This is a genomic window from Thalassovita sp. ABM4_323, from assembly GCF_056158665.1.
The window spans coordinates 1,724,592-1,738,112 of sequence record NZ_JBSWTS010000007.1 but is presented as its reverse complement, the minus strand read 5'-3'; the positions used below and the strand labels follow the sequence as shown (position 1 = coordinate 1,738,112).

The window sequence follows — 13,521 nt, the reverse complement described above, 5'->3', positions numbered from 1 at the left end:
GACCGGCCGGCGAACCACAGGCTTTGCAAGATCAGTTCTTAGGAAAGCGGCGCCCGATGATCGGGGCGAACAGGACGACTATGACAATCCTTAGAATGTGATGGGTCACGACATAGGCCAGGTCCGAACCCGCCATGATCGCGATGACAACCATCTCGGCCTGACCGCCAGGCAAGAAGGCCATCAATGCATCCAGAGACGGCGCCAGCTCCAGGCGCGTGATAATCAGAAAGAACCCAAACGAGACGACGCCCAGCAAGACCGAATAGAGGATCCCCGCCACCACATGAACGCGGATCTCGCGGCTGGTAATCCCGACATATTTCACGCCAACTGCGATACCGATAAAGAATTGCGAGGCCTGGATAATTTCGGCTGGTGGCCGGGTTTGCACCACCCCAGCCAGGGACAATGCGGTGGTCAGAATCATCGGCCCCAGGATCGACGCCCCGAACAGGCCGATGCGCTCAAAGATCTTCCATCCGAACAAGCCCGCTGCCACCAGGATCACGATTTGCCAGGGCGAGATCGCCGACATCGGCTGCCCGGGCGCGGCGCTCAGATCCAACCCCCACACGACCTGGATCAAAACGGGCGCACAGCTGACCAGAACGACGACTCGGGTTGCGTGGATCAGCGACAACGCACGCGGGTCACCGCCGGATTCCTCGCCAAAGATCAACATGTCCTGCAACCCGCCTGGCATGGCGCTGTACCAGGAGGTGACTCGGTCCAACCCGAAAACATAGCGCAGCAAGGGATACCCCACCGCTGCAATTGACGCGATGAACAGCGGAACGAAAATCAGCGAACTTGCGATGTCAGGCATGCGCCCCAGCAGCTCTGGGGTAATCGAGCTGCCGACCGCGACCCCAAGAAACGTGCGCATGAACATGCCGAACTGCCCGGCACCTTTCAGCGTTGCTCCTCCAAGTGCCGCGATCAGACAGGCAAACATGGGTCCAAGAAGAAACGGCAAAGGCAGCCCAAGGAGATAAAACCCCAGGCTGCCAACACCGGCGATCAGAAAGGTCAGTACACGCGACATGTCACTAGCCTTTCGCATTACTCGGCATGCACATCAATCACCTTCTGCTGTCCCCTCCTGTCGCGCCTTTGCACGGCGGGCACGGTAACTTGGGATGACGACCAACAGGACAGCGATGACCAACAAACCAAGCGTCATTGGGCGGTCGAAGATGAACCCAATTCCGTCATACAACTGCATGGAACGAGAGAAGTTGTCCTCGAGCATGCCGCCAAGAATAAAGCCGATCAACAGCGGGGCCAGCGGGTAATCCGCGAACTTCAGAATTGTCGCGCAGATCCCCATACCCACAAGAAGCAACAGCTCGGTCGCGTTGTTCTGCCCGATGTAGCTGCCCATCAGGGTGAAGAACAAAATGAACGGGATCAGATAGTTGCGCGGAATGGCCAGAACCTTGGCGATATAGGGGATCAGCGGCAGATTCAGGATCAGCAGGACCAGGTTCCCGATATACATCGAGATGATCACCGCCCAGAAAATCTGAGGCTCGTCGATCATCAGGCGCGGGCCTGGCGTGACATTCAGCGCAATCAGCGCCCCCAACAGGATCGCCGTAGTGCCCGACCCGGGAATACCCAAGGTTAGCAGGGGCACGAATGACCCGGTACAGGCGGCGTTATTGGCGGTTTCCGGAGCAGCCAAGCCCTTGATGGCCCCCTTGCCGAACTCCGCTTGCTCTTCCTTCGAAGCAATGTTGCGTTCCACCGCATAGCCAAGGAACGATGCAATGGTCGCGCCCGCCCCCGGCAACACCCCGATAAAGAAGCCCTGGATCGACTGGCGTCCAATAACCGGCGCGATCTTGCGCCCTTCCTCTTTGGTGATGCGCAGGTTTTCAATCTTGCCGCTACTGCCCTGGGCCGAACGCTCGGGCTTGAGCACCAGAAACAGCGCCTCGGGTAAGGCAAACATCGCCATGGCCAGCGTGATGAAGCTGAACCCTGATTGCAGGTCCATCAACCCCATGGTGAAGCGCGGCATGTTGAACAACGCGCCTTCTCCGACCGTTGCCATGACCAATCCCAGCAAGGTCATCAAAATGGCCTTGCCAACATTGCCGGTGCCCGCAAAGGCCGCGATGGCCGACAGGCCGACAACCATCAGCGCGAAATACTCGGCCGAGTGGAACAGCAACGCGACGGTCGACAGCATCGGGGCGAAAATCATCAACAGAAGCGCGCCAATGCTGCCCCCCGCGAACGAGGCAATCGCCGCAATGGTCAGCGCCTTGCCGGCCTGGCCTTTGCGTGCCATCGGATAGCCATCAAAACTGGAAGCCACCGTGCCTGCGACGCCCGGAGCGTTCAACAGGATCGACGAGGTCGAGCCACCAAAAATGGCACCGTAATACACACCGGCCAACAGGATGATGGCGGCCGAGGGATCTCCGATCGTGATGGCAACGGGAATCATGATGGCGATGATCGACATCGGCCCCAGCCCCGGCAGCATGCCGATAAATGTGCCAATCAGACAGCCGGCGATCACCATAGCCAGGTTTTGAATGGAAAGTGCGGCGCCAAGGCCGATCATAAGTCCTTCGATCATGTCTCAGCTCCTCAGATAAAAAACGGCCAGGGGCGCAAGAAGATGCCCAGCACCTCGTCCACCAGATACCAGACAACAAAGCTGGCCAGGGCAGCGACGGGCAGCAGAATATGGAATTTGCGTTCGCCCAGCACAAAGGACCCACAGCTCAAGAATGCGAAGGTCGCGAACAAAAATCCCCCGGGGCGCAAAAGCAGCGCATACGCCACCATCAACCCCAACAAGGCCAGCGCCTGCCACAGATGATACTCCCCAAGACGGCGGTAATCGATGTCTGGTTCTTTGTCGCTTTCAGCAGATTTTTCCAATCCCAACAGAATGAACATCGAGGTCAAAATAGTCAGCACGGCCAGAACCTTGGGAAAGGTGCTTGGCCAGATCGGATTGCGCTGCATGAACGGCGGCAAAGACGCGTCCATCGTGAAGAACGCCGCATAGCCATACGCCAGCGCCGCGCATAGAATGATAAATGAAACCCAGCGATCCAAAGCCATCAGGATTCTCCTTTTTCCAGAATAGGGAAGGGGCGTTGCCCCTCTTGAGCCTGCGGCTCAATTCACCCCAAGGTATTTTGGGCAAGAGGAAAGATGTTGTTAACCGTTCTCTTGCTAGGTTGTCCGCACGGTACAGGCTGAGGAGCCGATGGCCGTGCAAGGGGAAGGTTCTTCCTTCTATTGGGGAGGGTTCGCGCTCTCCCCTTCCTCTTGCCTGAAATACCTCGGGGAGCGCGAGGGGCTGGCCCCTCGCACCTGATTTTCAGAGGAAGCCCAATTTCTTCATCAGATCGCCAATTACCTGTTCCTGATCTTCCAGGAAGGCTTTGAAATCATCGCCCGAATTGTGGATGTTGACCCAGCCGTTGCGGGCACGCACGGTTTCCCATTCTGGCGCCTCATACATCTTCGCGATCGCCTCCTGGTATGTGGCCAACTTATCGGCAGGCAGGCCAGGGGCCGCGAAGAACCCACGCCAGTTGACGAAGGTGGTGTCGATTCCCTGTTCTTTCATGGTGGGTGCGTCATAGGCCGAGACACGTTCATCTGCGGTTACACCCAGGATTTTGACTTCGCCTGCTTCGGCCAGGGCCACTGCTTCTGAGAACCCGGTCGACAGGGCTGCGATTTCGCCAGACAGCAGCGCTGCCATGGCTTTCCCGCCGGCATCATAGGGAATGTATTTTACTGCCAGCGCGTCCTTGCCGGCGGCCTCCATCACCATGGCTGCGACCAGGTGGTCCATGCCGCCCGGCACCGAACCGCCGCCGATGGCTGTACGAGAGGCATCCGTATCAAACGCGGTCAGCAGGTCCTGCATCGAGTTCAGAGGACTGTTCTTGCCGACGACGATGGCCGCATAGTCACCAATGGTGCCTGCGACCAGCGTCAGGTCACGGAAGTTGTGTGGGAAAACGCCGGTCAGCGAGCGGATCACGATCGGGGTCGAGTTGACCATCAGCGTGCCGTGCTGGCTGTCCGCGTTTTCGATCAGATAGCCGATGGCCTTGCCACCTCCGCCACCGGACATGTTTTCGTAGGACGCTGTGCCGACCAGCCCTGCTCCGGTCAGAGCTTCACCGGTTCCGCGTGCCGTACCGTCCCAGCCGCCGCCTGCGCCACCTGGGATCAGGAAATGGATGCTGCCGACAACTGGCTCTGCCGCAACAGGCCCGGCAAAAGTGAACGCTGCTGCCGCAGCGAGAAGAGCCCGGCGGCCGATATTGAATGTCATGTCTTGGTCCTCCCATTTGACATTGGCGGCGCTTGCCGCTCATGTCGGGAGAAGCTGACAATCTAAGCTGACACAAAGCTGACACGGTATAAAAAGTAGCGAAAAGAGAAAAACCTTCATGCGGTTCCTGCTGATCGAAGACAATATGCAACTGGCCGAGGCCGTCGTCGACAGGCTGATGCTGGATGGTCATGTTGTTGACCATGCGCCCGACATTCAGACCGCACATGAATTCACGGCCACCACCACTTATGACTTGATTTTATTGGATATTATGCTTCCTGATGGCGACGGCAGGACCTTTCTGGCGCAGCATCGCAAGCAAGAGGAGAGCACGCCGGTTATCGTCCTGACCGCGCGCTCAGAGATCGCCGACCGGGTTGGGCTGCTGGATCTGGGCGCGGATGACTACATGGTCAAACCCATCGACTTTTCCGAGCTCGAAGCACGGTGCCGTGCGGTGTTGCGCCGCCGCGGAGGTGCTGCGCAGAATCTTCTGACCCTTGGGAATCTTCGTTTCAATTCGTTGTCTGGGACGCTCAAACTACCTGATCAGGACATCCAGTTGCGCACGCGCGAGCTGCGTTTGTTCGAGGTACTGGCCAATGCGCCCGGGCGGGTATTTTCGAAATCAACGCTGGTGGACCGGCTGTTTTCCTATGATGAAGACGTCACGGAAAATGCGATCGAGGTCTATATCGGGCGACTGCGGCGCCACCTGGACTCCTCGACGGTAAAAATCACCACCATTCGCGGGCTTGGCTACAAGCTCGAAATCTCATGACCCCGCCCGTCGCTCAGGGTTCTATCCACCGAAGGCTGTTGCTGTCGCTGCTGGCCAGTGCGGCTGTGCTGGCGATCGTTGTCTATTTCGTCGTGCAGTCCGTGGCCCGGCAAGTGGCCCAGGAAAGTCAGGATAATGTACTGACCGCCTCGGCCCTGTCCATTCTGGATAGCGCGCGTCTGAGCGGCCGGGACATCAGCATCGACCTTCCCTACTCTGCCCTGTCGATGCTGGACAGTCTCTCGGACGAGCGCGTGTTCTATGCCATTCGTCTGGAGGACAGGTTTCTGAGCGGCTACGCCGATTTGCCCAAGGCCCGGGGAAACGGCAACGGTGCTCCGGCCTATCTGTCCACCACATTTCTGGGCGAGGATGTCCGCGTGGCCACACTCAGACGCCGGGTATCGACAGCAGAAGGTCAGCGATACCTTCACGTTTCGGTCGCGCAAACGCTTTCGGGGCAGAAACAGGCGCTGGCAAGAATTTCGCAGACCTCGATGGGGATCGGGGCAAGTTTCTTTCTGGTTTCGGTGTTGCTGGCCGGGGTCATCTCGCGCAGCACCATCCGCCCGTTGGATCGGCTGACAGAGTCGGTCTCGCGCCGGGGCCCCAAAGACCTGCGCCCGGTCGCGGCCCCGGTGCCCTCGGAAATGGTGCCGCTGGTTGCCTCGTTGAATTCATTCATGCGCCGTTTGCAACATTCCCTGGCGCGGTCCGAGGATTTCATTGCCGAAGCCGCACACCGGGTCCGCACACCATTGGCCGTGGTGCGCACCAAGGCCGAGGTTGCCCAGCGCAAATCCGACGATCCAGAGACCCGCAAAGCGTTAAAAGAGATGATCCGCGCCATTGATGACAGCTCGCGCACGGCCGGGCAGCTGTTGGATCACGCCATGGTGACTTTTCGGCTGGACCATCTGGCCCGCGAAGAGATCAGCCTGGATCGCCTGGTGCAGGACACAGTCGAAAGAATGCGACCGACCTCCGAGCTCAAGGATATCATCCTGGAAACTACCACCGTCGAGACTGCCGAGATCAAAGGCGATCCGATCCTGGTGCAAAACGCGCTGCACAACCTGTTGGACAACGCCGTGAAATACGCGCCCGCCGGTGCCGATATTCTGGTCGCGCTGGACGTTGCGGAACACGGTGCCCGCATCAGCGTCCGGGATACGGGCCCCGGCTTTCTGACCGAAGAACTGGGCGATCTGCCCAAGCGCTTTGCGCGTGGGACGAACACGCATTCGATCGTCGGATCCGGCCTGGGGTTGACCATCGCCAAAGAGGTGGTCGAGGCCCATGGCGGCTCTTTGCAAATCAGCAACAACCCCGGAGGCGGCGCATGCGTCAGTTTGCTCTTTCCCTTGTCCTGATCGGTTTGGCCGGGTGGGCCAGCGCGTTTCAGGCTGAACAGGTCGCGCGCTTTGGTCCTTCTGACAGCGACCGGAAATTGCGGATCATCTCGACCGCCGACATCGCGTTTTTTGAACCAATGATCACGTCTTTTCTGGCCTCCGAGCCTGACACGTCCATCGAGTATACGGTTGTCAGCTCTGCCGAGCTGCAAAAAGCCATTGTCCAGGAAGGTCACGCCTTTGACGTGGCCGTTTCCAGCGCGATGGATCTGCAAACCAAACTGGCCAATGATGGATGGGCCCAACGCCATGCGTCAGAGGCCACGGGGGCGCTGCCGGATTGGGCCGTGTGGAACAATATGCTGTTCGCCTTCACGCAGGAACCAGCCGCGATCGTCGTCTCCAAATCTGGTTTTGGCGACCTTCCCCTTCCCGAAAGCCGGAACGATCTGATCAACCTTTTGCGCCAATACCCCGAGGTTTTTCGCGGCCGTGTGGGGACCTATGACGTGCGCCAGTCTGGCCTGGGATATCTGTTCGCAACCCAAGACACGCGGGCCTCGGAAATCTATTGGCGTCTGACCGAGGTGATGGGCGGGCTGGATGCGCAGCTGTATTGCTGTTCCTCTGATATGATTGACGCGGTGAAATCCGGTGACCTGCTGATCGCGTATAACGTGCTTGGAAGCTATGCGATCAACCGCCAGGATCGCGACGAGTTCGCCATCATTCTGCCCTCAGATTTCACCACAGTCATGCTGCGGACCGCGCTGATCCCTAAGAACGCGCCCTCTTCTGATATTGCCTCTGTGTTTCTGGACCACCTGATGACCAGATCACACGGCCCCGATGCGCGCCCGCTGACCCATCCTGCGCTGGATCTCAGCCAATACGAAGCGGCCTTGAACCGCATCCGGATCGGCCCTGGTCTTTTGGTGTTTCTGGATCAACTTAAGAAACGCGCCTTCCTGTCGGAATGGGAAAGCGCCATTTTGCAGAAGTAAGGGCCACCCCAACGCTGTCGTGTCAAAAGGCCGGTATCCTCGGGGGTTTGGGGGCAGACAGCCCCCAACGGCGGCGTAAGCCGCCATTATTTTTCATCGGCAGATGGGCTGACACAGAAGAAGATTCCAGCCCCAACACAAGCCCATAGAAAATGAGCGCCGAGCGAGAGCATTTCGATGCTGGTTCCTAGATTGGAATTTGTGAACGAAGCTACGAGCACAGGGAGGAACAGGTAACCGAAGGCAAAACCGCCTGCCGTTATTCGTTTGCCCATGTCCTGGGAGGTTTTGAGGAGGTGAGTGGCAACGAAGTGAGCGAACTTACCGCCTAGGGCGATTCCCACCCACGTGCTGGCAAAGAATGCGAGTATGCCAGCCCCTCGGGACACCTCACCGCCAAACATGACTGCGATAGGAATGAGAATGAATGGTGCAGTGCCGACCCATGGCAACCACTTCGACTTTTCCAGCTTCTTAAAAAACTCAATCAACATATGTTCTTGTTGCCATCGGGTTTGACAGCAGACAACCCCTAATGGCGGCGTAAGCCGTCATTGTTAAAGCCCTTGGGCTTTCTTCCAATCGAGATATTGGCCGTATGTGCCGCCGCTGTTTTCGCGTTGCCAGTTTTGCCAGCGTTCGCGTTCTTCAACCTTGGCCGCATCGTCGTCGGTTACTGTCAGGCGCAGGACCAACAATTGCGGTCCTGCGCAGCATTTTAAGGCGTATGCCTCACTGCTCAGTTGCCAACGTCAACCCCGGCTTCGGCGAAGTATTTCAATGCACCGGGATGGTAGGGCGTCTTGTTGGCAGGGGCCATGGTTTCGACCTTGGCGTTCCGGAACAGACCGAATGAATTTGTCAGGGCCTGTTTGTTCTCGGCGATGGCCTTGACCATTTTGTAGACCAGCTCGTCGCTGACATCAGCATTGGTCAGCATCATCCACGGAATGCGCATGATGTTGGCACCGTAATCGCCCAGACCGTTCAGTTTTTCGTTCTGTTTGAACGACGCAATCACCCCTTCGGGCAAAAAGTCCTTGAAGGCCGCCTGCCCCGCCTCGGAGTTGTCCAGGCTGATATAGCACAGCCCACCGCGGTTTTGCAGCTTGACCGCTGCTTGTTTGCCCGCACCATTGTTCAGCGACACAAGGGCGATATCGACCAGACCATCCCCCAACGCGTTGATCCCGGCTACAAAACTGGCCACGGGGACCTGCTGGAAATCGTCATAGGTCATGCCACCATTCGCCAGCCCTCCGGCGATGTAATAGGGAATGATCGTCGACGAGGCATATTCGGACGCGATGCGCAGATCGCCCGCCTTGGCCTTTACATCCGCGATGGTTTTCAGGCCCAGATCACACGGCGCCATCAGGCCCGTTGTCAGAGGAAACATCACCCCAACCAGGCGCATATTCGGGTGCGCTCGGTCGTAATTCCCCGTCCCGGAATAGGCAAAGGCCGCTTCGACCCCGTTCGAGAACCCGAAATCGACCTCGCCATTGTTGATCAGAGGCAAATACCCCACCAAGGGCTGAGCCCGCGCGGTGATCCCCGCCTCGTTCGCGACCTTGGCAACAGCCTGTCCCGAGTTATACGCCAAAGAGCCTTGCGCCCCGGTGGCGATCGTCACCACCTGCGCCGAGACCGCAGCAGCCGCCAGGCAGGTCGAAATGACCCCTGTCGCCAGCAGTGTTTTCATCCGTTTCATGTCTTCCTCCCATAATGGTTCTTTTTATCTGTCAGCAATCAGGCCTGTGCCTTGCCATGACTGCGGGTCAGCACGGACAGGCTGATGACCATGGCCACCACGCCAGCAGCCGCAGCGATATGCACCCAATCTGCAATCGGTAGAAATCCCATGGGCAAAGCCAAGAAGCCCAGGATAAAGGCCGCTAGGCGCATCACCATGCCCAGATGGCGCGCCCAAAAGCCCACAATAGCGATGGTCACCCCGACGATACCCAGCGCAGACATCACGATTGCGCCAGCGATCTCCCCGCCCGTGCCCAGCATCAACGTGGCGGGCGTGGCGATAAATACGAAGGGTATGATGAACGCCGCCCAGCCCGTTCGCATCGCCGCCAGACCGGTGGCCAAGGGATCTGCCTTGGTGATGGTTGCGGCGGCAAAAGCAGCCAGGGCAACAGGCGGTGTGATCATCGACATCATGCCAAAATACAGGATGAACAAGTGTGCCGCGATCTGCTGTACTCCGGCCTCGACCAATGCAGGCGCCACCAGCGCGGCAAGTAAAACATACACCCCCGAGGTCGGCATCCCCATCCCCAGCACGATACAAACCAGCGCCGCGATCAGCAGCAACAGGATCGGGCTGGAACCAACAGCGTTCACCAGCACCAATGTCAGCGCAAACCCCAGACCGGTGATGTTCAAAACACCGATCACAAACCCCGCAGCGGCCACCACCAGGATCAGGTCCACCATCGAAATGGCCGTGTCCACGAACACCGCGCGCAACTTGGCGAAGGTCAGACGTTCTTTTCTGTAGCCGCGTCCAAACCCGACGATCAGGATCGCAACCGAGGCCATAATGGCCGAGTCCTCGGGATCGAAACGCCAAACGAAAAGGGCCGCCAGCAATACGCCCAGCGGCAGAATAAAGTGCCAGCCATCGGACAGCACCCGCCGAACGGTCATGTCGTCCTCTAACGTGTTCGAGATACCGTCACGCCCGGCGATCAGATCCACCTGCAAAAAGACGCTGAGGTAATACAGGACCGCGGGGATCAACGCGGCCGAGGCAACCGTCAGATAGGAAATCTCCAGAAACTCGGCCATCAGAAACGCCGCAGCCCCCATGATCGGGGGCGTCAACTGCCCCCCGGTCGAGGCGACCGCCTCGATCGCGCCGGCATCCTTGCGCGAATAGCCACCCTTTTGCATCAGCGGAATCGTGATGACACCGGTGGTTACCACATTGGACACGGCGCTGCCCGAGATCGATCCGAACATGGCCGACCCAACCACCGCGATCTTGGCGCTCCCCCCTCGCGAACGACCCGTCGCGGCCATGGCCAAATCGGTCAGAAAGGCGCCTCCGCCTGCCGCGAACAACAACTGGCCAAAGAACACGAACAGCAAAACGATGATCGTTCCCACTGCCAGCGGAGTTGAGAATACGGCACTGGGATCAAAGCCCACATATTGCACCAGGCGCACCGGGCTGACTGCCTTGCCAATCAACTGGCCAGGCACCTTGTCGGCGAACAAAGCGTAAATCAGGAACACGCCAACGATGCTGAATAACATCCAGCCAGCGCGGCGACGTATGCCCTCCATCACTGCGAACACGATGACAGTGCCGATGACCGTGATCTGCCAGGGGCGATAGTTCTGTTCGCGCAACAGCCATGTGTAATCCCACGCGGTATACATCAGCACAGCAAAAACAATGGCCGCCACAGCCCCGTCAATCAGACCGGGACGCGCCTTTTTCGAACCAGCAAAGCCATAGTGAAGATACGCGATCGTCAGCGCCAACCCCAATTGCAGGGCCATGTATTGTTGCTTGAGGATCGCAATTCCCAACCGTGTGGGCGCCTCGAGGTTCCACAGAAAACACGCCAGACACATAACCGCGGCCAAGAGGCCGATCAGGAATTTCGTGACGCGGGTCTGTTCGATCTCGTCGGTCATGGGGCTTGGATTCTCCGCTGATACACTTGTTAAGAATCTTTTCGCCACCCGACCTTAGCCCCGTGATTGACGCTGGGCAAACCTTAGTTGCACGATCGACCAATTTTACGAATGACCGCAGAGATCTCCTTAAAACACATCGAGCGGCCCAAAAGAGCCGCTCGATTTCCTTGAAGACGAAGCGCTTACAGGGTGGGCAGATCCGGCAGTTCCTGGCCCAGCCACTTGATCGACAGCTCGTTCAGAACGCCGCCCAGTTTCTTGTGCAGAACGAACACGTTGACCCACTGCAGCATGTTGCTTTCGCCCGCCTTCACACCGATGAAGGCCGGGGATTGGCGCACGACAAACTTGGTTTCCAGCGCTTTGTCCGGGTTGTCCGCCGCCATTTTTGCAGCAACCGTGTTGCCTGTCACCAGCACGTCCACCTGACCGGCCAGATAGGCCGACAGCGTCGCGGCGTTGTCGCCAAAGCGGATCAGCTCGGCCCCTTCGGGCAGCGCTTTGGACAGTTCCAGATCTTCAATGGTGCCGCCGGTGACGCCAGCCTTCAAACCCACCAGATCATCGGGCGACGACACGTCGATGTCAGGCGATGCAAACGCACCCGAGAAGAACGGCGCATAGGCTGCCGAGAACCAGATCGACTTGGCGCGCTCGGGGTTAGCCCCCATCGACGAGACCACCAGATCCACGGTGCCCGAGGTCAGGAAGGGGATCCGCTGCTTCGAGGTGATGGGCTTCAACTCCAGCTCGACGCCCAGGTCTTTGGCGATCAGCTTGGCCACGTCGACGTCATAACCTTCGTGTTCAAAGGTCGCGCCAACCGAACCGAAGGGCGGGAAGTTTTCGGGCACGCCAATGACGATTTTGCCTTTGTCCAGGATCTCGGTCAGCTGGTCCGCAGCGGCGTGCTGGGGCAGCAGAGCCAAGGCACCGACGGCACCGGCAAGCAATGTGGATTTGAGTTTTTCAAACATTGGTTTTCCTTTCTGTTGGACTGTATTTTCTTGATTTATCTGGATTTTCCCAAGGCCTGCTTGCGCTCCATGGACTTGGACCATTGAGACAGAGGAAAGCAGAGCGCAAAGTAGATCAGCGCGACGATGGGAAAGACGATGAAGGGTTCGGCCCCGGCCACCTGGCTGTTGGCGATCTTCTTGCCCCAGCGCATCAGGTCGGTGAAGTCGATGATATAGGCCATGGATGTGCCCTTGATCACCTGCACCATAAAGCCGACCGTCGGCGGAATTGCGATGCGCAGCGCTTGCGGGGCGATGATGTCTGTCAGCGTCTGGCGAAAGGTCATTCCCAGGGCTTTGCCGCCCTCCCACTGGCCATTGGGCACGCTTTCCAAGGCACCGCGCCAAACCTCGGACATATAGGCGCTGGTAAACAGGGTCAGCGACACACCGGCGGCCATCCAGGGCGACACATCGACCTGAAAGAACGAGGGCACGCCCAGCCCGATCAGGAACAGCAGCATCAGCAGCGGGATCGATTGAAAGAGCCAGATATAGGAGGTCGCGAAAACCCGCGCCGCCTTGTTCGGCAGGATTTTCAGAACCGTCATCACCAGGCCGATCAGACCACCCCCGATGAAGGCCACCAAGGACAGGTAGATCGTGTATTGGGTGGCATCCAGTAGGATGAAGATCATCTTGCCGTAGAAGTCACCGAATATGGATTGCAAGAACGCGGTCATCGGCTTTTCCCCCACCACGGAAAGGCGGTTTTAAACAGGATCGCGAACCCACCTTTGAATGCGTAAACCATCAGCATGTAGAGGATGGTCAGGACGATGAAGACCTCGAAGTCGCGGAAGGTCCTGTCGGCGACAAAGCGGCCCGCCCAGGTCAGATCTTTGACCCCGATTTCAGACACCAGGCCTGTGGTCAGGAATAGAAAGACAAACTGGCTGGTCATTGAGGGAAAGACCTTGGCGATGGCCTGCGGCAGGATCACGTCAAAGATCGTCTGCCAGCGCGTCATCCCCAGCGCGACTGCGCCTTCCAGCTGTCCCTTGGGCACGGATTGGATCCCCGCTCGGATCACCTCGCCAAAATAGGCCGAGAAGTTGAGCGAAATGGCCAGCACGACAGAGGCTTCCAGCGACCAGGCATAGCCCAGGAGCAAGGGCAGCCCGAAGACCACAAAGAACAGCTGCACGATAAAGGGCGTGTTGCGCACAAATTCCACGTAAGACACGCTGGGAATGCGCAGCCAGAGGGGCATCTCGCGGCCCTGCGCCAGCGCCAGAAGCACCCCAAGCGCAATGCCAAAGATGGAGCCTACAACGGTCAGCCAAAAGCTGTTGAACACACCCATCAGAAGCGTGTCGATATACTCTTGCGACCTCCAGATTTCATAGAAACGAAAATCAAACATGGC

General features: G+C 58.3%; 14 protein-coding genes. 3 read left to right on the top strand and 11 right to left on the bottom strand.

Annotation, left to right across the window (positions count from 1 at the left end; genetic code table 11):
* Positions 1–31: 31 nt before the first annotated feature.
* The 4 genes from ACXADQ_RS11060 to ACXADQ_RS11045 all read right to left on the bottom strand — a co-directional run bounded on the left by ACXADQ_RS11060 (position 32) and on the right by ACXADQ_RS11045 (position 4,324).
* The gene (locus tag ACXADQ_RS11060; RefSeq protein ID WP_475320297.1) at positions 32–1,048 is read right to left on the bottom strand and encodes an AbrB family transcriptional regulator; all 1,017 of its coding nucleotides are present in this window, start codon (positions 1,046–1,048) and stop codon (positions 32–34) included.
* Between the two features lie 33 nt (positions 1,049–1,081).
* Positions 1,082–2,596, bottom strand: coding sequence for a tripartite tricarboxylate transporter permease (locus ACXADQ_RS11055; protein ID WP_475320294.1), 1,515 nt, complete (start codon positions 2,594–2,596; stop codon positions 1,082–1,084).
* An 11-nt stretch (positions 2,597–2,607) separates the two neighbouring features.
* Complete coding sequence (locus ACXADQ_RS11050; RefSeq protein ID WP_475320290.1) at positions 2,608–3,090, bottom strand: tripartite tricarboxylate transporter TctB family protein; 483 nt, start codon at positions 3,088–3,090, stop codon at positions 2,608–2,610.
* 262 nt (positions 3,091–3,352) lie between these two features.
* On the bottom strand, positions 3,353–4,324 hold the full coding sequence (locus tag ACXADQ_RS11045) for a tripartite tricarboxylate transporter substrate binding protein (RefSeq protein WP_475320286.1): 972 nt from the start codon (positions 4,322–4,324) through the stop codon (positions 3,353–3,355).
* A 118-nt stretch (positions 4,325–4,442) separates the two neighbouring features.
* Between ACXADQ_RS11045 and ACXADQ_RS11040 the strand changes: the two genes are divergently transcribed.
* The 3 genes from ACXADQ_RS11040 to ACXADQ_RS11030 are packed head-to-tail and all read left to right on the top strand — an operon-like array spanning position 4,443 to position 7,467.
* Positions 4,443–5,108, top strand: coding sequence for a response regulator transcription factor (locus ACXADQ_RS11040; protein ID WP_475320283.1), 666 nt, complete (start codon positions 4,443–4,445; stop codon positions 5,106–5,108).
* A complete protein-coding gene (locus ACXADQ_RS11035) occupies positions 5,105–6,481 on the top strand; it encodes a sensor histidine kinase (protein WP_475320280.1) in 1,377 nt (458 codons plus the stop codon). The genes ACXADQ_RS11040 and ACXADQ_RS11035 overlap by 4 nt, the downstream gene beginning before the upstream one ends.
* The gene (locus ACXADQ_RS11030; protein ID WP_475320277.1) at positions 6,451–7,467 is read left to right on the top strand and encodes an ABC transporter substrate-binding protein; all 1,017 of its coding nucleotides are present in this window, start codon (positions 6,451–6,453) and stop codon (positions 7,465–7,467) included. Before ACXADQ_RS11035 ends, ACXADQ_RS11030 begins: the two co-directional genes overlap by 31 nt.
* An 86-nt stretch (positions 7,468–7,553) precedes the next feature.
* Here ACXADQ_RS11030 and ACXADQ_RS11025 read toward each other — a convergent pair whose 3' ends face one another.
* The 7 genes from ACXADQ_RS11025 to ACXADQ_RS10995 all read right to left on the bottom strand — a co-directional run bounded on the left by ACXADQ_RS11025 (position 7,554) and on the right by ACXADQ_RS10995 (position 13,518).
* Complete coding sequence (locus ACXADQ_RS11025; RefSeq protein ID WP_475320276.1) at positions 7,554–7,961, bottom strand: hypothetical protein; 408 nt, start codon at positions 7,959–7,961, stop codon at positions 7,554–7,556.
* A gap of 63 nt (positions 7,962–8,024) precedes the next feature.
* Complete coding sequence (locus ACXADQ_RS11020) at positions 8,025–8,162, bottom strand: hypothetical protein (protein WP_475320273.1); 138 nt, start codon at positions 8,160–8,162, stop codon at positions 8,025–8,027.
* A gap of 44 nt (positions 8,163–8,206) precedes the next feature.
* Positions 8,207–9,181 carry a TAXI family TRAP transporter solute-binding subunit gene (locus tag ACXADQ_RS11015; RefSeq protein ID WP_475320270.1) on the bottom strand — a complete coding sequence of 325 codons (975 nt, stop codon included), beginning with the start codon at positions 9,179–9,181 and terminating at the stop codon, positions 8,207–8,209.
* A 38-nt stretch (positions 9,182–9,219) separates the two neighbouring features.
* The gene (locus ACXADQ_RS11010; protein ID WP_475320267.1) at positions 9,220–11,130 is read right to left on the bottom strand and encodes a TRAP transporter permease; all 1,911 of its coding nucleotides are present in this window, start codon (positions 11,128–11,130) and stop codon (positions 9,220–9,222) included.
* A gap of 185 nt (positions 11,131–11,315) precedes the next feature.
* The gene (locus tag ACXADQ_RS11005) at positions 11,316–12,110 is read right to left on the bottom strand and encodes a transporter substrate-binding domain-containing protein (RefSeq protein ID WP_475320264.1); all 795 of its coding nucleotides are present in this window, start codon (positions 12,108–12,110) and stop codon (positions 11,316–11,318) included.
* A 35-nt stretch (positions 12,111–12,145) separates the two neighbouring features.
* Entirely contained in the window at positions 12,146–12,835 is a 690-nt protein-coding gene (locus ACXADQ_RS11000; RefSeq protein ID WP_475320260.1) for an amino acid ABC transporter permease, read from the bottom strand.
* Positions 12,832–13,518, bottom strand: coding sequence for an amino acid ABC transporter permease (locus ACXADQ_RS10995; RefSeq protein WP_475320256.1), 687 nt, complete (start codon positions 13,516–13,518; stop codon positions 12,832–12,834). Before ACXADQ_RS10995 ends, ACXADQ_RS11000 begins: the two co-directional genes overlap by 4 nt.
* Between the last annotated feature and the right edge of the window lie 3 nt (positions 13,519–13,521).

Bases quoted from the DNA above. Each gene is read 5' to 3' on its own strand.
- ACXADQ_RS11010 (WP_475320267.1), bottom strand. From the start codon at position 11,130: ATGACCGACGAGATCGAACAGACCCGCGTCACGAAATTCCTGATCGGC.
- ACXADQ_RS11045 (WP_475320286.1), bottom strand. From the start codon at position 4,324: ATGACATTCAATATCGGCCGCCGGGCTCTTCTCGCTGCGGCAGCAGCG.
- ACXADQ_RS11035 (WP_475320280.1), top strand. From the start codon at position 5,105: ATGACCCCGCCCGTCGCTCAGGGTTCTATCCACCGAAGGCTGTTGCTG.
- ACXADQ_RS11055 (WP_475320294.1), bottom strand. From the start codon at position 2,596: ATGATCGAAGGACTTATGATCGGCCTTGGCGCCGCACTTTCCATTCAA.
- ACXADQ_RS11005 (WP_475320264.1), bottom strand. From the start codon at position 12,110: ATGTTTGAAAAACTCAAATCCACATTGCTTGCCGGTGCCGTCGGTGCC.
- ACXADQ_RS11015 (WP_475320270.1), bottom strand. From the start codon at position 9,181: ATGAAACGGATGAAAACACTGCTGGCGACAGGGGTCATTTCGACCTGC.
- ACXADQ_RS11050 (WP_475320290.1), bottom strand. From the start codon at position 3,090: ATGGCTTTGGATCGCTGGGTTTCATTTATCATTCTATGCGCGGCGCTG.
- ACXADQ_RS11030 (WP_475320277.1), top strand. From the start codon at position 6,451: ATGCGTCAGTTTGCTCTTTCCCTTGTCCTGATCGGTTTGGCCGGGTGG.
- ACXADQ_RS11040 (WP_475320283.1), top strand. From the start codon at position 4,443: ATGCGGTTCCTGCTGATCGAAGACAATATGCAACTGGCCGAGGCCGTC.
- ACXADQ_RS11000 (WP_475320260.1), bottom strand. From the start codon at position 12,835: ATGACCGCGTTCTTGCAATCCATATTCGGTGACTTCTACGGCAAGATG.
- ACXADQ_RS10995 (WP_475320256.1), bottom strand. From the start codon at position 13,518: ATGTTTGATTTTCGTTTCTATGAAATCTGGAGGTCGCAAGAGTATATC.
- ACXADQ_RS11025 (WP_475320276.1), bottom strand. From the start codon at position 7,961: ATGTTGATTGAGTTTTTTAAGAAGCTGGAAAAGTCGAAGTGGTTGCCA.
- ACXADQ_RS11060 (WP_475320297.1), bottom strand. From the start codon at position 1,048: ATGTCGCGTGTACTGACCTTTCTGATCGCCGGTGTTGGCAGCCTGGGG.